Origin of the sequence: Thioclava litoralis, from assembly GCF_045278885.1 — a bacterium.
GTDB classification, from domain to species: domain Bacteria; phylum Pseudomonadota; class Alphaproteobacteria; order Rhodobacterales; family Rhodobacteraceae; genus Thioclava; species Thioclava litoralis.
Window position 1 is genome coordinate 49,294 of record NZ_CP135443.1, and the last position, 20,438, is coordinate 69,731.

Sequence of the window (20,438 nt, forward strand, 5' to 3'; positions counted from 1 at the left end):
GCCATCGTGATCTGTTGAGGGCAGCGCTAATGCAGTTTTGTGACAGCTTCTTGCAGGTTCCGTTAAGCTTTTTTGACAAGCCGGCTTATTATATCCTGCGCAGTCTGTGCAAGAAACAGGGGCCGCGCATGAAAAAGGGGCCCCGAAAGGCCCCTTTCCCGTTCGTTCCAGCTAGATCAGCCGATGATCGCATTCAGCGTGGCCGAGGGGCGCATCACTTTTGCGACCTTCTCGGGGTCGGCATGGTAATAGCCCCCCAGATCGGCAGGCTTGCCCTCGGCGGCCTTCAGCTCGCCAAGGATCGCCTCTTCGCCTTCTGCCAGCGCCTTGGCGATGGGGGCGAAATGCGCCTTCAGCTCGGCATCCGCATCTTGCGCCGCCATCGCTTCGGCCCAGTAGCGGGCGAACCAGTAATGCGAGGAACGGTTATCGGGCTGGCCGACCTTACGCTCGGGCGAGCGGTTGTCTTCCAGCACCTTCTGCGTCGCATCTTCCACAGCCGCGGCCATGACGCCCGCTTTGGCATTGCCCTTCTCGGCGAGGAACTTGAAGCTTTCGCCAAGCGCACAGAACTCGCCAAGGCTGTCCCAACGCAGGTGGTTTTCTTCAACCAGCTGCTGCACGTGCTTCGGGGCCGAGCCACCGGCACCGGTCTCGAACAGGCCACCGCCCTGCATGAGCGACACGATCGACAGCATCTTGGCCGAGGTGCCCAGTTCGAGGATCGGGAAGAGGTCGGTCAGGTAGTCGCGCAGCACGTTGCCGGTGATGGTGACCACGTCATTGCCCTTGCGCATCTCGACGAAGGTGAAGCGGGTGGCTTCACGCGGGGCCATGATCGGGATCTCGATACCGGCCTCTTTCAGCGCGGGCTCGACATATTTGATCAGCTCGGCGTCATGGGCGCGGTTGGCATCGAGCCAGAAGGCTGCAAGGCCGGTGGCCTTGGTGCGGCGGATCGCGAGGCGGATCCAGTCCTCGATCGGCGCTTTCTTGACGGTGGCCGAACGCCAGATATCGCCCGCTTCGACATTATGCGAATGCAGCACGGTGCCATTGTCCAGAACGATCTCGACCTTACCCTTACCCGCGATCTCGAAGGTGGTCGGGTGCGAGCCGTATTCTTCCGCCTTCTGCGCCATCAGACCAACGTTGGACACGGCGCCACAGGTGGTGACATCCAGCTTGCCGGTCTCTTTGAAGTAGTTGATCGTCTCGTCATAGACGCCGGCATAGGAGTTATCCGGAATGCAGCATTTGGTGTCTGCGGCCTTGCCATCCGGACCCCAGCCGATACCGCCTGCGCGGATCACGGCGGGCATGGAGGCGTCGATGATCACATCCGAGGGCACGTGCAGGTTGGTGATGCCCTTGTCGGAATTCACCATATACATCGGCGGCTTGGCGGCGAGGGCGGCCTTCAGGTCGGCCTCCAGCTCGGCATTGCCCTTGATGCGGGCTTCCAGATCACCGATACCGCCATTGGGGTTGAAGCCCAGTGCCTTCACGGTCTCGCCATGCTTGGCAAGGAAGTCTTCCAGATAGACGGAGACGAAATGACCGAAGATGATCGGGTCCGAGACCTTCATCATCGTGGCTTTCAGGTGCACCGAGAACAGCACGCCCGGCTCCATGCTCTCGACTTCTTTCTTCACGAAGTCGCGCAGCGCCTTTGCCGACAGGAAGGTCGCATCGACGATCTCGCCCGCCTGATATTTCAGGCCCGATTTGAGAACGGTCTCGGTGCCATCTTCTGCGGTAAAGACGATCTTCGCGCCGGTGGCCTCCGACAGGGTGGCCGATTTTTCATTGGCAAAGAAGTCATTGCCCGACATGGAGGCGACGGTGGTCTTGCTGTCGGATTTCCACTCGCCCATCGAATGGGGGTGCTTCATCGCGTAGTTCTTGACCGCCTTGGCCGAACGACGGTCCGAGTTGCCTTCGCGCAGCACAGGGTTCACGGCAGACCCCTTGATGCTGTCATAACGCGCGCGGACGTCCTTTTCGGCGTCGGTTGCGGGCTCTGCCGGATAGTCGGGCAGCTTGTAGCCCTGCGATTGCAGTTCCTTGATCGCGGCGGTCAGCTGCGGCACCGAGGCCGAGATATTCGGCAGCTTGATGACATTGGCCTCGGGGGTTTTCACCAGCTCGCCCAGTTCGGCCAGATCATCCGAGATTTTCTGGTCGTCGGTCAGGTAATCGGGGAAGGTCGCCAGAATGCGCCCTGCGAGTGAAATATCCCGCGTTTCCACACCCAGACCTGCCGCACCGGCGAAGGCGCTGATAATCGGCAGAAGCGAGCCGGATGCCAGCTGCGGCGCTTCGTCAACGATGGTGTAGATGATATCGGGGGTCTTATTTGCCATGAAGAACGGTCTCCGATCTGGACTTGGGCAAATGCCCGTTTTGAAATAGATATGCGCAGACTGTACCCGTTGCGCAGGTTTTGCAAACGGGTAACCTGCACCACGTTGCAAGTCAATGTGTGCGAACGTATACCAAAGATCGGTGGGCAATCCACGTGTGACGGAGCGGCACAAGAAAACTCTGACAGGCACGGCCTGATAGACAAAATGTCGCGGCGCCGTTATTCTTGGCATGCCCCCGAAGGATTTAGAATTTCAAGCTTTTCTTCTGCACAGCCCTTTCATTGCCCGCAGACCCAAGACGTGGCCAAGGCGTGCATCTATCGTAAGGCACATATGGATAACACGACAGACCCACGCCGCATTTCAACCCGGGAGCGCATGCTGGAGGTGGCGCATGACCATTTTTCCGCCCGCAGCTTCGATGCCTGCAACCTGCGCGATATCGCGGCGGATGTCGGCATTGATGTGGCCTATCTGCATCGCTCCTATGGCGGCAAGCTGAAGCTTTTCCAAGCCGTGATCGACCGCGCCATCGACATGTGTTTCGAGGATGCGCGCCGCTGCCCCTCCTTCACGCGCTTCATCATCGAACGGATCCGCAATGGCGATCTGCGCGGGTTCAATTACGGACCGCTGCCGATCATCAGCCATTCGCTGGCCTGCCAGTCGGTGCAGACGGAAATCCAGAGCGCCATCAAACGGCTTTTCATCGATCCGCTGATCGCCGAACATGGCGAGAAATTCCGCGTCGAGATCCTGATGGTGGCGATGCTGTTCATGGGCATGAAGATCGCCTCGCCCGTGGTGCCTGCCGTGCTGCTGACGACCAAAGAGGAAGAGCTGCTGGATGAAATGGCGGTGGGCATTCTGGTTGCATTGCTTGGCGATACGCCCTCGCAGCCCTCCAATTCCGGGGAGAGCCCCCAAGTCTAGCGGCTCTGTCGGCGGTTTCTGGCGGAATGTTGACAGATTCCCTCGACCATCCCGACGGATCGAATTATAAAATTTGGCCAGAGAGAGCAAAATTCTGGTGCAGTGATCACCGGAGGCCTGCGCAGGCGTAAATCCGGAGAGCACGGAATGGGGGACCTCATGGAGGCTGGCGACTTTATCGGGCAACGCCTCGGCGTGAACCATACCGGTGTGCGCGCGCATAACGAACGGCTGGTGCTCAGCCTGATCCATCGCGACGGGGCCCTGCCCGGGGCCGAGATCGCCAAGAGAATCGACCTCTCCGCCCAGACCGTCTCGACCATTCTGCGCAAGCTGGAAACCGACGGGTTCCTGCTGCGCGGCACACCGCAGCGCGGGCGTGTCGGCAAGCCGTCGCTGCCAATGGGCATCAATCCCGACGGGGCCATCAGCTTTGGCCTGAAAATCGGCCACCGGACTTCGGATCTGGTGATGATGGCGCTGGACGGGCAGGTTCTGGCGCAGGGCCAGTCCACCTATGCCGCCCCGACGCCACAGCTGATCCTGCAATTCCTGCGCGACGGCATCGCGAAGATGTCCCAGCAACTGTCCCCCGCACAACGCCAGCGTCTTTGTGGCATCGGCATCACCGCGCCGCTGGATCTGTGGCGCGCCGTCGACAACCAGCCGCTGGCGGCGGCACGGTTTCCCGAATGGGTCGGCTGCCAGCTTATTGACGATGTGGCGCGGTTCAGCCCCCTGCCCGTCAGCCTGATCAATGACGGCACCGCCGCCTGCTGCGCCGAGCAGAATTACGGGCGCGGGCGCGAGGTCGCCGATTTTGCCTATGTCTTTCTCGGGTCGTTCCTGACCGGAGGCATTTCCCTTAACGGCACCGTGGTCGAGGGCAACCGCCACAATGCCGGCATGCTGGGGGCGCTGCGCATTCTTTCGACACAGGGCACATTGGCGACGCTGCGCGATGAAGCGTCGATCTTCCTGCTGGAGGCGGCCATCCGCAGCAACGGGATGGATGCGGGCGCCATGTGGCAGATGCCGCAGGACTGGACCCCCTATGACACGCTTTTGGGCCCTTGGCTGGACCGCAGCGCCCATGCCATCGCGCAGGCGGCCCGCGAATCCTGCGCGGTGGTGGATTTTCAGGCCATCGTCATTGACGGTGCCTTCCCCGAAGAGGTCCGCGCAGAGCTGGTGCGGCAGGTCCGCGAAAAGCTGGCGGCGCTCGATATGAACGGCCTGCTGCCGCCCGATGTGCTGGAAGCCAGAACCGGACATAACGCGCGCGCCATCGGGGCCGCCGCCGCGCCTATTTTCTCGCGCTTCTTCCTGAACTGAGCCCTACCGGCGCCATAGGCGGAACAGCAGGAAAGGATGTGTTCGTCTGCGCACTTTACGAAGCCGTTGCCAATCCTTATATCATCACTCAACTATTCGCATCCATATCGGGGAAACTCCAATGACGTCCGAAACCACGCAAGACGCACCGATGGAAGGCACCCCTCTGATCAAGCCTTCGACCATTGACCACCCCATGTATGATTCGGTCGTGGCGGCCTGCCGGACCGTATTCGACCCCGAAATTCCGGTGAATATCTACGATCTGGGCCTGATCTACACGATCGAGATCACCGACGAGGATGACGTGAAGATCATCATGACCCTCACGGCACCCGGCTGCCCGGTGGCAGGCGAGATGCCCGGTTGGGTGCAGGATGCCATTTCCTGCGTCGAGGGGATCAAATCGGTCGATGTGGAAATGACCTTCGATCCGCAATGGGGCATGGATATGATGTCGGACGAGGCGCGCCTCGAACTGGGCTTCATGTAACCCGATACGCAAGTAAAATCACTTGCACAAAGCCAAAAGCAAGCGATAATGCTTGCAGATGGATTACGCGGTTCTCACAGGTGATATTGTCGGCTCTTCCGACCTGCCCCCCGCCTTGATCGAGACGGGGCTAGCTGCTTTGGAATGCGTGGCCGAGGCGGTTCCCGAAGCGGTCTGGATCAGCCGTCACCGAGGGGATGGCTGGCAGATGGCCTGTGAGGCCGCGCTTCTGGACCTGCGCTTGGCGCTTTTGGTCCGTGCCAGCCTGCGCGCGGTGGACCCGATGCTGGACACCCGTATCGCGATGGCGCGGGGCGCGGGCGTGATCCCCGAAAATGGCGATCTGAATGCCGCACAGGGGGCGGGTTTCGTGGCCTCGGGGCGGTTGCTGGACGCGATAACGGGGGCCGAACTCCACCATGCTGCTGGGGGCGCATGGTCGGCTGCGGTGCGGCTGGCCGATGCCCTCAGCAAGAGCTGGACGCAGAAACAGGCCGAGACCCTGCGCGAGATGCTGGCCCTGCCCGCGCCCTCGCAACAGGCCACGGCGGAGGCCTTGGGCAAATCCCGTCAGGCGGTGGCGCAAGCCCTGCAAGGCGCGGGGTTCGGCCCGATATCCGAGGCCTTGGCCCAATGGGAGGCCGCATGATCGCCGCCAGTCTCGCAGCACTTCTCCTTGCCCATCTGCTGGGGGATTTCGTCTTTCAAAGCACCAAGATGGCCGAAAAGAAAGCGTCTGGCCCGCTGGCCCGCCGCCTGCCCGCATTGGCGCGCCACATGGGCGTTCATGCGCTTTTGCTCGCCCTGCTCTTGCCCGCGCCTGACGCGCAGGGCGCGCTGGCCTTCGTCGCCATCCTGGCCAGCCATTTTCTGATCGACGCCCTCAAGCCCAGGCTGCGCGGCACGGCACTGCGGGTCTTCTTGGCCGATCAGGCCGCGCATTGGCTGGTGATCTGCGCCTTGGCACTAACCCTGCCCGATCTTTGGGCACACACGCTTTGGATGAAAACCCAAAGCGGTTTGGCAACCTATCTGCCGACGGTTTTCGCGCTTGTGGCGGGGGCGGTGCTGACCGTGCGCATGGGCGGCTTCGTGATTGGCGCGCTGATGCAGCCGCTCGCCGAACGTGCGCCCCAAGGGGGGCTGCCGAAAGGCGGTCAACTGATCGGCCTTCTGGAACGCGCTCTGATTTTCGTGCTGATACTGACCGGCCAGCCACAGGGGATCGGCTTTCTGATCGCCGCCAAATCCATATTGCGCTTCGAGGCCAAGGGCGGGCCGGACCATAATGCTGCCAATGAATATGTGATCATCGGCACGCTGGCCTCGTTCGGCTGGGCGATTGCCTGTGCATATCTGACGCTGGGCCTGTTGGCGCATCTGCCCCCTATCGGCATTCCGGCCCTTGGAATCCCGCAGCATAGCCCTTAAATTACAGCTTCATCGAAGGAGCATCCCATGTTTGGTATTCCCGGGCAGCCCGCTGTCACCATGACCCCCGCCGCCGTCAAGCACATCGCCAAGCTCATGAGCCGCGAGAATGCCGCCGGTTTCCGCATCGGCGTGAAGAAAGGCGGCTGTGCAGGCATGGAATATACGATGGAAATCGCACAGGAAGCGGGACCGATGGATATGGTCATCGAGGAAGGTGCGGCCCGTGTGCTGATCGCGCCCACCGCACAGATGTTCATGATCGGCACCGAGATCGATTACGAAACGGGCCTTCTCGAATCGGGGTTCAAATTCCGCAATCCGAATGTGGCGGAAAGCTGCGGCTGCGGAGAATCCATCAAATTCAAGGACATTGGCGAACTTAGCGCCGAGACACAGCCCGAGGATGGCGTGCCGCGCCTGAAAGGCTGACGCTTCTAGCGCTAACCGCGCCGATCCTGCCGCATGGCCCCTTTCCCCTGCCCGCGCCCTGACCTAGTCTGGGCGCGACTTGCGTTATCGAGGAGGACAGCATGCGGAAACTAGCCGCCGGAAACTGGAAAATGAACGGGCTGAAGGCCGATCTGGCCGAGATTGCCGCGCTGGTGGGGGCGCATTCGGGCGCGGACTGCGATGTGCTGATCTGCCCGCCTGCAACGCTTCTGGCGCCGATGGCCGAGGCGGCTGCGGGCCGGATCGCGATTGGCGGTCAGGATTGCCATGCGAAGACCTCGGGGGCGCATACGGGCGATATCTCGGCACAGATGCTGAAGGACGCAGGCGCCTCGGCCGTTATTCTGGGCCATTCCGAGCGCCGCGCCGATCATGGTGAAAGCGATGCGGATGTGGCGGCGAAATCTCTGGCGGCCTATGCGGCGGGTCTGACGGCGGTGATCTGCGTGGGCGAGACCGAGGCCGAGCGCGATGCGGGCAGCACGCTGGAGGTGATTGGCGCGCAGCTTGCGGGATCGGTCCCCGAGGGCGCGACGGCTTTGAACACGGTCATCGCCTATGAGCCGGTCTGGGCCATTGGCACGGGGCGCACGCCGACGCTGGAGCAGATTGCCGAGGTGCATGATGTCATCCGCGAGACGCTGGGTAAAGCCTTTGGCGAAGAGGCCAAGGGCATGCGCTTGCTTTATGGCGGCTCGGTGAAGCCGTCGAATGCCGAGGAGATTTTTGCGGTGTCCAATGTAGATGGGGCGCTGGTCGGCGGCGCGAGTCTGAAGGCCCGTGACTTCGGCGCGATCATCGCGGCTTTGGAGACGGCGGGCATTGAGGCCTGATAGGGGACGCTGAAAATGGGGGCTCTGCCCCCTTGGCCTGCGGCCAATTCCCCCGGGATATTTTCAGCAGCTGGAAAGCGAAAAGGTGAGAGCCGCCCCGAGGGGCGGCTTTCTTCGTTTGGATGGAGGCTCTATTTGATGACCGTTTCAGGCCCCATGAAGGTGGTGGGCAGATAGGTCGAGAGCCACGGGATATAGGTGATCATGATCAGGAAGATGAAGAGCACGCCAAGGAATGGCAGGGCCGCCTTCACCACCCGCATCATCGACATGCCCGCCACGCCCGAAGTGACGAAGAGGTTGAGACCGACCGGCGGGGTGATCATGCCGATTTCCATATTCACCACCATGATGATGCCGAGGTGGATCGGGTCGACACCCAGTTCCATTGCGATCGGGAAGACCAGCGGTGCGACAATCACGATGAGCCCCGAGGGTTCCATGAACTGGCCACCGATCAGCAGGATCAGGTTAACGATCACGAGGAACATGATCTTGCCGAAGCCTGCCGAGAGCATCGCATTGGCGATTTTCTGCGGGATCTGCTCATCGGTGAGGACGTGTTTGAGGATCAGCGCATTGGCGATGATGAACATCAGCGTGATGGTCAGCTTGCCGGCCTCGAAGAGAGTTTTGCGGGTGTCCTTGTGCCACAGGGCCGTGACCAGCGCATAGGGGCGGTGCAGGAGGTCGGCTTTCTTGGTCTCGCTGTCATTGAGCGGGCCCATGTCCTTATAGATGAAGTTCGCGACGATCCATGCGTAGATGGAGGCGACGGCTGCGGCCTCGGTCGGCGTGAAGATCGCGCCGGTCACGCCGGGGATGCCGTAGATACCGACCATGATGATGACGATCAGCATCAGGCCCCAGAAAGCGTCCTTGAAGGCCGAGCCGATCTCGCTCCAGCCGGCGAATTCGCCTTTGGGCATTTTGCGGATACGGGCGAAGATATAGATTGCGACCATCAGCATCAGGCCCGCGAGGATGCCGGGGATGACGCCTGCAAGGAACATGCGCCCGACCGAGACTTCGACGGTGGAGGCATAGACCACCATCACGATCGACGGCGGGATCAGGATGCCCAGCGTGCCCGCGTTACAGATGACACCTGCGGCGAAGTCCTTGGTATAGCCCATCTGGTGCATCGCCGCGATCACGATCGAGCCGATGGCCACAACGGTTGCGGGCGACGAGCCCGACAGGGCCGCGAAGATCATGCAGGCAAAGACCCCCGCGATTGCCAGACCACCGTGGAAGTGGCCCACACAGGCGATGGCAAAGCGCACGATCCGTTTGGCAACGCCGCCGGTGGACATGAAGCTGGAGGCGAGGATGAAGAAGGGGATTGCCAGCAGCGTGTAGTGACCGGCCATCGCCTGATAGAGCGATTGCGCAACCGAAGCCAGCGAGGTTTCCGAGAAGGCCAGCAGGAACAGGATCGAGCTCAGGCCCAGCGAGACTGCAATCGGCACGCCCAGCAAAAGCAGGCCCACGATGACCGCAAAGAGCAGAATGACTTCCATTGGGGTTACTCCTTACCGGCAGCGGTGGCGTTCATCTGTGCCACGCGGTCGACGTCGTCTTCGGCTTCATGGCTGACGATCAGGCTGTCTTGGGTGCCTTTGATCACTCGGATCAGGGCTTGAAGGATGCGAAGGGTGATCAGCGCCACACCGAAGGGAAGGATGAAATAGGGGATGACGCGGGGCAGCTTGTCATAGGCTTCGCCCTGATTGATCAGCGGCTCGAGCCAGCGGAAAATCTCCAGCATCGGCACCTGATCGGTTTCATACCACGCGCGGTCACGGGTTTTCTCGAAGCCGGTGGGAAACCAATGGCCCGAGGTCTGGTCAAGGCCCGCATAAGGAGCCCAGTAATCCCACGCGCCTTTCAGCAGGAAAATCGCGTAAAGCAGGCAGCACAGCGCCGAGACCACCGCCATCAGGCGTTTGCCGCGCGCAGGCAGCATATTGGTGATCACATCCACCCCCAGATGCGCGGTTTTCTTGAAGGCATAGGACACCCCCAGAATAACCAGCCATGCAAAGAGGATCAGCACCACTTCAAGCCCCCAGATCAACGAGGCGTTGAAGACATAGCGCAGCACGACATTGACGAAAGTGATCAAGGTCATCGCGCCCAGAATAAAGGCGATCGCGTTTTCTTCCAGCGCGTCGATAAAGGCGCCAAACGGGCCTTTTGGCGTGGTGTCATGGGAAGACATGTCCCTGCCCCCTGTTGAATTGGTGATGATCGGGTGATCGGGCATGGCCCGAGAAAGGCCCCGCACATGGCGCGCGGAGCCTTCGCTGGAACCCGTGAGTGATGGCCGCTCGGGCCGTTCCAGCTTAGTGCTTGGCGTTGATTTCCTGCGCCAGCGCGATGTTATCGGCGCCGACATCGCCCTCGAACTGCGCCCAGACGGGTTTCATCGCATCCACCCATGCCTGACGCTGCTCGTCGGTCAGTTCGCGCACCACGGCCCCTGCATCGATGACCGCCTGACGGTTATCGGCATCGACCTGCGCGATGGCGGCATTGCGGTCTGCCGAGACTTCGGCCATGATGGTGGCCAGCTGGTCGCGGATATCGCCATCGAGGCTGTCCCACCAGTCGGTCGAGACGACAACCATATAGTCAAGCAGACCGTGGTTGGTTTCGGTCGTGCCATCCTGCACTTCGTAGAACTTCTGGCCGTAGATGTTGGACCAGGTGTTTTCCTGCCCGTCCACAACGCCGGTCTGCAGCGCGCCATACACTTCCTTGAAGGCCATCGGCTGCGGGCTGGCATCCAGCGCCTTCATCTGTGCCACCAGCACGTCCGAGGGCTGCACACGGAATTTCAGACCCTTCGCATCGCTCGGCAGCAGAAGCGGCTTGTTGGCCGAGAACTGCTTCAGACCGTTATGCCAGAAGGCCAGTCCCATCAGGCCGCGGCGTTCCATCGACGCCAGCATATCCTGACCGGCTTGCGATTGCTGGAACTCTTCCACGGCATCCATATTCTTGAACATGAAGGGCAGATCGAAAATGCGGAACACCTTGGTGAAGGTCTCGAATTTCGAGAGCGAGGGTGCCGCCATCTGCACATCGCCCTGCAGCATCGCCTCTAGCACCTGATCGTCGTTATACAGCGTCGAGTTCGGGTAGACCTCGACACAGACCTTCCCGTTCATTTCCGTGTTCACGCGCTCGGCAAAGGCCGCCGCCGCGATCCCCTTGGGGTGTTTGTCGGCATTGGTCACATGGCTGAACTTGATGACCATCTCGCCGTCATCACAGGCAGCATTGGCCAGACCTGCGGTGGCGATAATGGCAGTCGATGCCAGCGCGAAGGCCTTGACGGCTTTGGTAACTTTCATGGGGGCTCCTCCCAGATCCATATGGCGCGATGTCGCGCCCCTCTCCATGAGACACAGAATGGAGATTGCCATGCATCCTTCGCAATACAGATATGCATAAAATAATAAATCACATAAATACAAATACTTGCGGCCAATAGCCCCAAGCATGCCCATGAAGTTGTGCGACAAATCGCACAGCCTCATTTCAGAGTGGTGCGAAATTCCGCACATCCGCGTGATCTGTCACAGCCGGTAATCCTCGGGCTTGAGGCCGTGGCGCGCGAGCTTGTCATAGAAGGTCTTGCGCGGCAGTTTCAGGGCCTTGGCCGCATCCGAGGCCCGCCCCTGATGGCGCTCCAGCGCATTGACCAGAATGCCGCGCTCCAGTTGGGCCATCTGCTCGGTCAGGCCCGGCTCGGCCTCGGCCTGCTCGGTGCCGCTCAGCCCCATGGCAAAGCGCATCGCCTCCGACATCAGCGCGCGGGCATTGCCCGGCCAATCGCGCGCGGCAAGCCCTTGCAGATAGAGCTGCGGGATATCGGGCATGGCCAGCGACGAATTCTCGCAGGCCAGTCGCACATAATGGCGAAACAGCACCGGAATATCCTCGGGCCGCTCGGCCAGCGCGGGCACCCGCACCCGCAGCACATCCAGCTTCCAGTAGAGATCGGGGTGGAAACGCCCCGCATCGCGTTCGGCCTCGAGGTCGCGATAGGTGCCCGCAATCAGCCGCGTGGCGGGCTGGGTTTCCAGAAGCTGTAGCAATGTGAACTGCACCGGCTGCGGCAGATCCGCGATCTCGTCGAGATAGAGCGTGCCGCCATCGGCTGTGGCAAAGGCCTGTTCCAGCGTCTCGGGGGCAAGCCCCGCCGCCGAACGTTTCTCGAAGGGGCGCTGTGCCGCAGCCGAGAGCAGGTGGATCACCTCGGCAGCCTTGGAATTTCCCGCCCCCGGCGCGCCCGTCACCAGCACCTCCGCGCCCGAACGCGCAGCCAGACGGCAGGCGTCGCGCAGGCGTTCGGCCACCTCGGAATGGCCCACCAGCATCCTTGCGGCCGCATCGCCCTTGCGGGCCTCGCGGTGCAAGGCGCGGTTTTCCATGACAAAGGCACGGGTTTTCATCGCCTTCTCGACTACCGCCAGCAGGTCGCGCGGCGCACAGGGCTTTTCCAGAAAGTCGAACGCCCCCCCCGTCATACCGCGCACAGCCGAGGGCACATCGCCCTCGCCCGTCAGCAAGATCACCGGCAATTCGGGGTCGAGCCCGCGCACATATTCCAGCAGGAAGAACCCGTCGCGCCCCGGCATGCGGATATCGCTGACCACGATCCCCGCGAACTCTGGCGTCAGATGGTCTTTCGCCTCGACAAAACTGCCCGCCGCGACCGGCTCCAGATCGGCCAGTTCGATGGTCTGAGACAGGGCCTCGCGTACGGCACGGTCATCATCGACCAGAAGCACCTTATTGACCGTTCCCATTTCCGTCCTCCCTATCGGTCTCCGTATCGGGCTCTGTATCGGGCTGGCGCAGGGTCAGCGCAAACATCGCGCCCCGCGCCGGATCCGGCAGATTGGTCCCTGTAAGCGTGCCCCCGAAACTCTGCACGATGCGGTAAGAGATCGACAGCCCCAACCCCATTCCTTCATTCGTCCCCACCTCTTTGGTGGAATAGAACGGGTCGAACATCCGCTCGGGATCGGCAATGCCCGGCCCGTTATCCTGCACCTCCAGCCGGACCAGACCGCCTTGCGCGCACAGTCTCATGCGAATCTGCGGCCGGTCCTGCCCCGCACAGGCATCGACGGCATTCGACAGCAGATTGACCACCACCTGTGCCAGCCGCGTCTCGCCCCCCATCACCCAGACCGGCTGATCAAGCCCCGCCCAGTCCAGCGGCACCCCCGCCAGCCGCGACGCCGCAATCTCGAGCGCCGTCTCGATCACACGCGCCATATCGACGGGCGAGGCAGGCTCGGTCTCGGGGCGGGCAAAGGCCCGCAGATTGCGGATGATGCGCCCCATCCGGTCCGACATCTCGCCGATGCGGCGCAGGTTGTCGCGCGCCCGATCCTGTTGCCCGCGCGCCAGAAAAATACCGGCATTCTCGGCAAAAGAGCCAATCGCCATCAAAGGCTGGTTCAGCTCGTGACTGATCCCTGCCGACATCTGGCCCAAGGCCGACAGTTTTCCGGCCTGAACAAGTTCGGCCTGTGTGCGCAGCAGCGCAGCATTGGCCTCGCGCAGCTCTGTCGTGCGCAGGGCCACACGGCTTTCCAGCGCGGCATTCAGCGCGGCCTCGCTGGCCAGACGGTCGGCCAGCGCCTGCCTGCGCGCCCAAAGCGTGACAAACAGCGCCCCGATCGCCAGCATGGCCAGCGCCACGACAAACATCTGCACCCGCGCCTCATGCAGGATCGGCTCCACCGGCACCTCGGCATGCCCCGTCAGCCCGATCACCGGCAGATCCAGCACCACTGGCAAGGCGCATTGCGGGGTGCAAAGAATGGGCTGCCCCGCAATCACCCGCTCGCGGACAGGCACCGTCACGAAAGGCACATCGGCAGGATAGATCCGCGGATCGGCGGGCCCCGCATCTGCCGCCCGCCGGAAAATCAGCCCCGCACGGTTGGCCGTGAACACCACCCCCTGATCATCGCTGAACCAGACCGGCAGCGGATCGCCCCGCCCCGTCGCCTCGACCGTTTCGGCATCAAGCGTCAGCCGGACGATGCCCACCACCTGCCGCCCCCGCGCGGGGCGGGTGGCAAAAACCGGTGCGGCAAAGGCGAAGATGCGATGTGTGCCGCGCCCCTCCACGCCGTGGAACCGCCCCAAAGCCCCCTGCGCCGCCCGCGCGACATCTTCCGTCATCGGCAGACGGTCAGGGGTGCCTTCGGGCGCGGCCAGCACCCGCCCGTCGGGACGCAAAAGCACCAGATGCTCGGCCCCCGCCAGATCGGCAAACCGTTGCAGGGTCTGCGCCACTTCCTGCGCCGACCAGACCCCGTCCCCCGCCGCCAAGGCCCGCACATAGGGATGATCCGCCGCCAGCACCGCATCCTCGCGATATTGCGACAGCGCGGCCACCAGCCGGTCGGAGGCCAGCCGCAGATCGGCCTGCCCACGGGCGCGGGCCTGCGCCATGCCCCGATCCGCCGCGTGATACCAGACCGAGACGGATGCCCAGATCAGGGCCGTCACCGCCAGCAACAGCCCTGCCCCCCGACGCAGGTGTTTCTTCGACAAAAAAGGCGCGACTGTGTTTTGCATGAATCTGTCATCCGGCGCAGAAGGGCATGTGTCAACCGTTTGCATGGCTTGCCATTTCCCCGAAGCCCGCGCTTAATGGCCCGATGACAGCGCCCAGCTCCCTGCCCCGCCTCCAGCAATCGCCGCGCGATCCCGCCTTCGTGCAGGCGCCCTACCTGTTTTACGACCGTGTCAGGCAGGCCGGACGGGTGGTCTTCTGGGAGGATTGGGGCCTGCCGGTCACCGCGCATTCCACCGTGGTCGGTGGCTGTTTGCGCGACCGACGTCTGGGCCGCGCGGCCCCTGCCGGTTTCGGCACCACGCCCGCCGCCCATCTTGCGCCTTTCTATGATCTCGAAGCGCATAGCATGCTGGAACTTGACGGCCCGCCCCATGCCAAATTGCGCGCGCAGGTGCTACGGGCCTTCACCTCACGGCGGATCGCGGCCCTGGCCCCCGAAATCGAGGCGCTGTGCCACCAGCTGATCGACGCGCTGCCCGAAGGCGGGTGCGACCTGCTGCCCCATTATGCCCAGCATGTGCCCGCCATCATCATCGCCCGCCTTCTGGGGCTGGACGACACCACCGCCCCCGACCTGCTGCGCTGGTCGCATGCGATGGTGGGGATGTATCAGGCGCGCCGTAGCCCCGAGGTCGAAACCGCCGCCGTCGCGGCCAGTCTGGAATTTGGCGCCTTCCTGCGCGGGCAGATGGCCAAGCGCCGCCTCAGCCCCGCCGATGACCTGCTTTCGGCGCTACTGGCAACGGAAACCGATGAGGATCGCGGGCTGAGCGAGGCCGAAATCCTGTCGACCGCGATCCTGCTGCTGAATGCCGGACACGAGGCGACGGTGCACTCGCTGGGCAATGCGCTGGCACAGCTTTTGCGCCAGCCCCAGCTTTGGGCCGCCGCACAGGAGGCCGCAGACAACGCGCCCGCCCTTGCCGCGCTTGTGGAAGAGGCCCTGCGCTTCGACCCGCCGCTGCATCTGTTCCTGCGCTGGGTGAAAGAGGATATGGAAATCGGCACGCAGGTCTTTGCCCGCGGGGAGCGGATCGGGCTTTTGCTGGCAGGGGCCAATCGCGATCCCGCCATCTGGTATGACCCCGACCGCTTCGACCCACAGCGTCCGGGCAAGCCGCATCATGCCTTCGGTGCGGGCGCCCATTTCTGTCTGGGAGCCCCCTTGGCACGGATGGAGATGCAGATTGCGCTGAAAGTGCTGATCCAACGTCTGCCGCGCCTGACGCTGACCGAGCCGCCTGCCTATGCCGACCTCTATCCCTTCCACGGGCTGAATACGCTGAAGGTGCATTACTAGCGCCAGAACCGGCAAATGCGGGATCGCTTTGCCGCAGGAAAAAATCCGGCGCAAGAAACCTCCCCGCGGGCCGGCACATATGTAACGGCCCCCTGATTACAAAGGCAGCATGGTGGTATTCTTGATCTCTTCCATCGACAGGAGGGCGGTGACATTATGCACCTTCACCTCGGAGATCAGCGCCTGATAGAAGGCGTCATAGGCACGGGCGTTCTGCACGCGCACCTTCAGGATATAGTCGATATCGCCCGCCAGCCGGTGGGCCTCCATCACCTCGGGGCGCGCCCGCAGGGCGGCCAGAAACTTCTGCTGCCAGTCGGCCTCGTGTTCCGAGGTGCGGATCAATACGAAGAAACAGGCATCGAAACCAAGGGCTTCGGGGTCCAGAATGGCAGTCTGCTGGCCGATGATCCCCGCCTCGCGCATCTTGCGGATACGATTCCACACGGGCGTCTTCGACGAGCCGACCTTGCGCGCGATATCATCCAGCGATTGGCTCGCATCCAGCTGGAGCTGAGAAAGAATTTTCCGATCCATGTCGTCAATACGGACTGACATTCGCCCAACCTCCGGTGAACGGAACATACGTTCCAAGTTTATTTGGCTTACGAACATACATCCTTATTCGCAAGACCCCATAGCGCCACAGGGGAATAATTTCCTATATTACAGCCTGAAAGCCAGAGGTCTATGCAAATGTCTCACAGCCCGTCAAACGCCCAGATCCCCCCCCTTGTCACCTTTGCCGGTGCGGGTCCGGGGTCTGCCGAGCATGTGACGCTGGCGGTGGCGCGGGCACTGGCCGAGGCGGATGTTGTCTTGCATGATGCGCTGGTCGGGCCGGAGGTGCTGGCGCTGATCGGCCCGCAGGCCACGCGGATCGAGACCGGCAAACGCGGCTTCGGCCCCAGTATGGATCAGACCGATATCACCAGCCTGCTGCTGGGGTTTGCCCTTCAGGGACGCAGGGTCCTGCGGCTGAAATCCGGCGATCCGTCGATTTTTGGCCGTATGAACGAGGAAATCACCGCGCTCGAACTGGCCGGCATCGGCTTCAGGGTTCTGCCCGGCATCACCTCGGCCTCTGCCGCGACGGCGGCGATCGGCCAGAGCCTGACAGAGCGGGGCCGCAATTCCGAGCTGAACTTCCTGACCGGCCATGACACCAAAGGCTATACGGATTCCGATTGGGCGCGTCTGGCCCTTCCCGGCGCGGTCGCAGCCATCTATATGGGCAAGAAAGCCGCCCGATTCATTCAGGGCCGCCTGATGATGCACGGGGCCTCGGCCCGAACGCCCGTGACACTGGTCGAGAATGTCGCCCAGACCGAACAGAAAATCTGGGCCGCGACCCTTGCAACCCTGCCCGAGGTGGCCGGGTGTTGTGTGGGGCCCGCCATTATCCTTCTGGGCCTCGCGCCCCGTCTTTCGACAAAGACCCACACCCTTACCGATCTTCACCAGCCAGATCATCACGCCCGAGAGCAAGCCCGTGAGGAGGCATTCTGATGGCACGTAAATTCACGCCGAAAGTCCTGACCGCCAATGATCTGATGGAAGGCGATGTGATCTATCTCGCCGCCGACGGGTCTTGGGTGCGCGACCATGCGCAGGCCGAATTCATCGAGGACGAGACCATCGCCGAAATGCGGATGCTGGTGGCCCAAGGCCAGCCGGAGATCGCCGTCGGCCCCTATCTGGCCGATGCGAAGATGGGGGAGAACGGCCCCGAGCCCACCCATTTCCGCGAAGCCTTCCGGACCCGCGGTCCGTCGAACTACTTCCACGGCAAGCAAGCCGAAACAGCCAGCCAGTAACAGGAGCGCGCGATGTATACCTATTCCGATTTCGACGAAGCTTTCGTGCGCGAGCGTTGCAAGCAGTTCCGTGCTCAGGTGGCGCGCCGCATCGACGGCTCGCTGACCGAGGATGAATTCAAGCCGCTGCGCCTGATGAATGGCGTCTACCTGCAGCTGCATGCCTATATGCTGCGGATTGCGATCCCCTATGGCACGCTGCGCGCGGACCAGATGCGCCAGCTGGGCATGATTGCCGATAAATTCGACAAGGGCTATGGCCATTTCACCACCCGCCAGAACATCCAGTTCAACTGGCCCAAGCTGAAGGATATCCCCGATATCCTTGATGCGCTGGCCGATGTGCAGATGCATGCGATCCAGACGAGCGGAAATACGATCCGCAACACCACCGTGGACCATTTCGCCGGTGCCGCCACCGACGAGATCGCAGACCCGCGTCCCACGGCCGAGCTGATCCGCCAGTGGTCGACCGACCACCCCGAGTTCCAGTTCATGCCGCGCAAGTTCAAGATCGCCGTTGGCGCCTCGACCCATGACCGCGCGGCGCTGAAGGTGCATGACCTGGCGGTGGAGCTGGTCGAACAGGACGGCCAACAGGGCTACCGTATTCTTGTGGGCGGCGGTTTGGGCCGTACGCCGATGATCGGTCAGGTGATCACCGATTTCATCCCCAAGGCCGATCTGCTGCCCTATCTCGAGGCGGTTGTCTCCACCTGGAACATCATCGGTCGCCGCGACAATAAATATAAGGCCCGTATCAAGATCACCGTTTTCGAGAACGGGATCGAGAAGATGCGCGAACTGGTCAATGAAGAATTCGCCAAGATCCGCGCGAAATTCTCGGGCTATGACCAGGAGGTTCTGGCCGATCTCGAACGCCAGTTCGCCCCGCCCGCCTTCAAGAACACCGACCCTTCCTCACTGGAGGCGGCTGTGGCGGTTGATCCGGCGCTGGCGCGTTGGGTCAACCGCAATACCAATGCCCATAAGGTCGAGAACCATCTCTCGGTGGTGATCTCGCTCAAGGAGCACGGCAAGACGCCGGGCGATGCGACGGGCGACCAGATGCGCCTGATGGCGGATCTGGCCGATCAATATGGCTATGGCGAGCTGCGCATCAGCCACGAGCAGAATGTGATCCTGCCGCATGTCGCCAAGGGCGATATTCCGGCGCTGTTTACCGCGCTTGCCAAGGCGGGTCTGGCCACGGCCAATGCGGGGCTGACCTCGGATATCATTGCCTGCCCCGGCATGGATTACTGTGCGCTTGCGACCGCCCGCTCGATCCCCGTGGCCGAGCAGATCGCGCTGCGCGTCAAGGAGCTGGATCTGGAAGACGAGATCGGTCTGATGAAGATCAAGATCTCGGGCTGCATCAACGCCTGCGGTCACCACCATGTGGGCCATATCGGCATCCTCGGGCTCGACCGTGCGGGCGTCGAGAACTACCAGATCACGCTGGGCGGCGATGCCACCGAAAACGCCGCCATCGGCGAGCGTACCGGCCCCGGTTTCGCCTATGACGAGGTAGTGCCTGCGGTCGAGCGTCTGTTGAAGACCTATCTGGAGAAACGCAACTCCACGGACGAGACCTTCCTCGCGGCCTATCGGCGCCTTGGTGCCGAACCTTTCAAGGAGGCGCTGTATGGAGACGCAGCCAAAAAGAATGCCGCGTGACGGCTGGGCCTCGATCGAGGACCGCGTCGCAGGGCTGAACAGCCGCTACAAGCACCATGCCGCCATCACCGTGATGGAGAAGGCGCTGGATGACCATGACACGGGCGATGTGGCGATGGTCTCGTCTTTCGGGGCGGAATCGGTGGTGCTGTTGCATATGGTGTCGCTGATCCGTCCGGCGACGCCTGTGCTGTTCATCGATACGCATATGCTGTTTCAGGAAACGCTCGACTACCAGAAAGAGGTGGCCGAGAAGCTGGATCTGACCGGTGTGCAGGTGATCACCGCCGACCAGAAGGACCTCGATTTCGAGGACCCCGATGGCACGTTGCACCAGTTCAACACCGATGCCTGCTGCACCTTACGCAAAACGGTGCCGCTGGAACGCGCGCTCAGCAAGTTCGATGCGTGGATCACGGGGCGCAAGCGCTACCAGTCGGGGACCCGTGCGGCGATCGACTTCTTCGAGGTAGAGACCCCCACCCGCATGAAGATCAACCCGCTGGCGCATTGGACGCGCGAGGATCTGCAGGAATATATGATCCAGAACCGCCTGCCGAAGCATCCGCTGGTGGCCAAGGGCTACCCCAGCATCGGCTGCGCCCCCTGCACCAGCCCCGTGAAACCGGGCGAAGACCCCCGCGCCGGCCGCTGGCGCGGGCAATCCAAAACCGAATGCGGGATCCATTTCATCGGCGGCAAGGCCGTACGAGTGGGCCCCGATGGCAAGGTAATTGACGAAACCTCCAAAGGAGAAACCGTCGCATGAGCAAGATTGTACGCGATGACGGCTTTCATGCCGATGATTTCACGGGCGCGCCGGTGGTTCTGCCCTCCGATACCGATCCGGCGCAGCTTGCGGCCCTGACCCAAGGGGCCGAGCTGGTGATCTGCGAGTTCCCGTCCTTTGCAGATGGGCGCGGCTTTACCCTTGGCCGCCGGTTGCGCGATCTGGGCTTTGCGGGGCGTCTGCGCGCCCGTGGCCATGTGATTGCCGACCAATATGCCATGGCGCGCCGCTCCGGTTTTGACGAAGTCGAGATCTCGGATGAGCTGGCCACCCGCCAGCCGCAGGATCAATGGGTGTTCCGCGCCGACTGGCAGGAGCATTCCTACCGCCGTCGTCTGATGGGCTAAGATCAGGCTTTGCCATAGGCGCAGCTCTGCGCTATGGCAGG

At 62.3% G+C, this 20,438-nt stretch carries 20 protein-coding genes; 13 read left to right on the top strand and 7 right to left on the bottom strand.

Annotation, left to right across the window (positions count from 1 at the left end; all coding sequences use genetic code 11):
* Window positions 1-176 precede the first annotated feature (176 nt).
* Complete coding sequence (locus tag RPE78_RS00250; RefSeq protein ID WP_406720908.1) at window positions 177-2,366, bottom strand: NADP-dependent isocitrate dehydrogenase; 2,190 nt, start codon at window positions 2,364-2,366, stop codon at window positions 177-179.
* Window positions 2,367-2,747: 381 nt separating this feature from the next.
* Between RPE78_RS00250 and RPE78_RS00255 the strand changes: the two genes are divergently transcribed.
* The 7 genes from RPE78_RS00255 to tpiA all read left to right on the top strand — a co-directional run bounded on the left by RPE78_RS00255 (window position 2,748) and on the right by tpiA (window position 7,847).
* The gene (locus tag RPE78_RS00255; protein WP_406720909.1) at window positions 2,748-3,302 is read left to right on the top strand and encodes a TetR/AcrR family transcriptional regulator; all 555 of its coding nucleotides are present in this window, start codon (window positions 2,748-2,750) and stop codon (window positions 3,300-3,302) included.
* Window positions 3,303-3,449: 147 nt separating this feature from the next.
* Window positions 3,450-4,637, top strand: a complete 1,188-nt coding sequence (locus RPE78_RS00260; RefSeq protein WP_339107522.1) for an ROK family transcriptional regulator — start codon at window positions 3,450-3,452, stop codon at window positions 4,635-4,637.
* Window positions 4,638-4,758: 121 nt separating this feature from the next.
* Window positions 4,759-5,130, top strand: coding sequence for an SUF system Fe-S cluster assembly protein (locus tag RPE78_RS00265; RefSeq protein WP_339107523.1), 372 nt, complete (start codon window positions 4,759-4,761; stop codon window positions 5,128-5,130).
* Window positions 5,131-5,188: 58 nt separating this feature from the next.
* Window positions 5,189-5,779 carry a MarR family transcriptional regulator gene (locus RPE78_RS00270; protein WP_406720910.1) on the top strand — a complete coding sequence of 197 codons (591 nt, stop codon included), beginning with the start codon at window positions 5,189-5,191 and terminating at the stop codon, window positions 5,777-5,779.
* Complete coding sequence (locus tag RPE78_RS00275) at window positions 5,776-6,561, top strand: DUF3307 domain-containing protein (protein ID WP_406720911.1); 786 nt, start codon at window positions 5,776-5,778, stop codon at window positions 6,559-6,561. The genes RPE78_RS00270 and RPE78_RS00275 overlap by 4 nt, the downstream gene beginning before the upstream one ends.
* 27 nt (window positions 6,562-6,588) lie before the next feature.
* Window positions 6,589-6,993, top strand: coding sequence for a HesB/IscA family protein (locus RPE78_RS00280; protein WP_406720912.1), 405 nt, complete (start codon window positions 6,589-6,591; stop codon window positions 6,991-6,993).
* A 101-nt stretch (window positions 6,994-7,094) separates the two neighbouring features.
* Window positions 7,095-7,847: a triose-phosphate isomerase gene (gene tpiA / locus RPE78_RS00285; RefSeq protein WP_406720913.1), complete on the top strand. Its 753-nt coding sequence runs from the start codon at window positions 7,095-7,097 to the stop codon at window positions 7,845-7,847.
* Between the two features lie 131 nt (window positions 7,848-7,978).
* On the opposite strand, the gene RPE78_RS00290 is transcribed toward tpiA, so the two are convergent.
* The 5 genes from RPE78_RS00290 to RPE78_RS00310 all read right to left on the bottom strand — a co-directional run bounded on the left by RPE78_RS00290 (window position 7,979) and on the right by RPE78_RS00310 (window position 14,462).
* Complete coding sequence (locus tag RPE78_RS00290) at window positions 7,979-9,370, bottom strand: TRAP transporter large permease (RefSeq protein ID WP_406720914.1); 1,392 nt, start codon at window positions 9,368-9,370, stop codon at window positions 7,979-7,981.
* 5 nt (window positions 9,371-9,375) lie between these two features.
* Window positions 9,376-10,071: a TRAP transporter small permease gene (locus RPE78_RS00295; protein ID WP_406720915.1), complete on the bottom strand. Its 696-nt coding sequence runs from the start codon at window positions 10,069-10,071 to the stop codon at window positions 9,376-9,378.
* Between the two features lie 124 nt (window positions 10,072-10,195).
* A complete protein-coding gene (locus RPE78_RS00300; RefSeq protein ID WP_339107530.1) occupies window positions 10,196-11,209 on the bottom strand; it encodes a TRAP transporter substrate-binding protein in 1,014 nt (337 codons plus the stop codon).
* A 225-nt stretch (window positions 11,210-11,434) separates the two neighbouring features.
* Window positions 11,435-12,670 (bottom strand): sigma-54-dependent transcriptional regulator, encoded by a 1,236-nt coding sequence (locus tag RPE78_RS00305; RefSeq protein WP_406720916.1) that lies wholly within the window; start codon window positions 12,668-12,670, stop codon window positions 11,435-11,437.
* The gene (locus RPE78_RS00310; protein WP_406720917.1) at window positions 12,654-14,462 is read right to left on the bottom strand and encodes a sensor histidine kinase; all 1,809 of its coding nucleotides are present in this window, start codon (window positions 14,460-14,462) and stop codon (window positions 12,654-12,656) included. The genes RPE78_RS00305 and RPE78_RS00310 overlap by 17 nt, the downstream gene beginning before the upstream one ends.
* Window positions 14,463-14,488: 26 nt before the next feature.
* Between RPE78_RS00310 and RPE78_RS00315 the strand changes: the two genes are divergently transcribed.
* Window positions 14,489-15,763 (top strand): cytochrome P450, encoded by a 1,275-nt coding sequence (locus RPE78_RS00315; RefSeq protein ID WP_406720918.1) that lies wholly within the window; start codon window positions 14,489-14,491, stop codon window positions 15,761-15,763.
* Between the two features lie 96 nt (window positions 15,764-15,859).
* On the opposite strand, the gene RPE78_RS00320 is transcribed toward RPE78_RS00315, so the two are convergent.
* Window positions 15,860-16,321, bottom strand: coding sequence for an Lrp/AsnC family transcriptional regulator (locus RPE78_RS00320; RefSeq protein ID WP_339107534.1), 462 nt, complete (start codon window positions 16,319-16,321; stop codon window positions 15,860-15,862).
* A 132-nt stretch (window positions 16,322-16,453) separates the two neighbouring features.
* Between RPE78_RS00320 and cobA the strand changes: the two genes are divergently transcribed.
* Genes cobA through RPE78_RS00345 form a run of 5 tightly spaced genes read left to right on the top strand, consistent with a single transcriptional unit; the run spans window position 16,454 to window position 20,397 of the window.
* Window positions 16,454-17,272 carry a uroporphyrinogen-III C-methyltransferase gene (gene cobA, locus RPE78_RS00325; protein ID WP_406720919.1) on the top strand — a complete coding sequence of 273 codons (819 nt, stop codon included), beginning with the start codon at window positions 16,454-16,456 and terminating at the stop codon, window positions 17,270-17,272.
* Entirely contained in the window at window positions 17,272-17,580 is a 309-nt protein-coding gene (locus RPE78_RS00330) for a DUF2849 domain-containing protein (RefSeq protein ID WP_339107536.1), read from the top strand. Before cobA ends, RPE78_RS00330 begins: the two co-directional genes overlap by 1 nt.
* Before the next feature lie 12 nt (window positions 17,581-17,592).
* A complete protein-coding gene (locus RPE78_RS00335) occupies window positions 17,593-19,260 on the top strand; it encodes a nitrite/sulfite reductase (protein ID WP_406720920.1) in 1,668 nt (555 codons plus the stop codon).
* Window positions 19,229-20,029 carry a phosphoadenylyl-sulfate reductase gene (locus RPE78_RS00340; RefSeq protein WP_406720921.1) on the top strand — a complete coding sequence of 267 codons (801 nt, stop codon included), beginning with the start codon at window positions 19,229-19,231 and terminating at the stop codon, window positions 20,027-20,029. The genes RPE78_RS00335 and RPE78_RS00340 overlap by 32 nt, the downstream gene beginning before the upstream one ends.
* Window positions 20,026-20,397: a DUF934 domain-containing protein gene (locus RPE78_RS00345; protein ID WP_406720922.1), complete on the top strand. Its 372-nt coding sequence runs from the start codon at window positions 20,026-20,028 to the stop codon at window positions 20,395-20,397. Before RPE78_RS00340 ends, RPE78_RS00345 begins: the two co-directional genes overlap by 4 nt.
* Window positions 20,398-20,438: the final 41 nt, after the last annotated feature.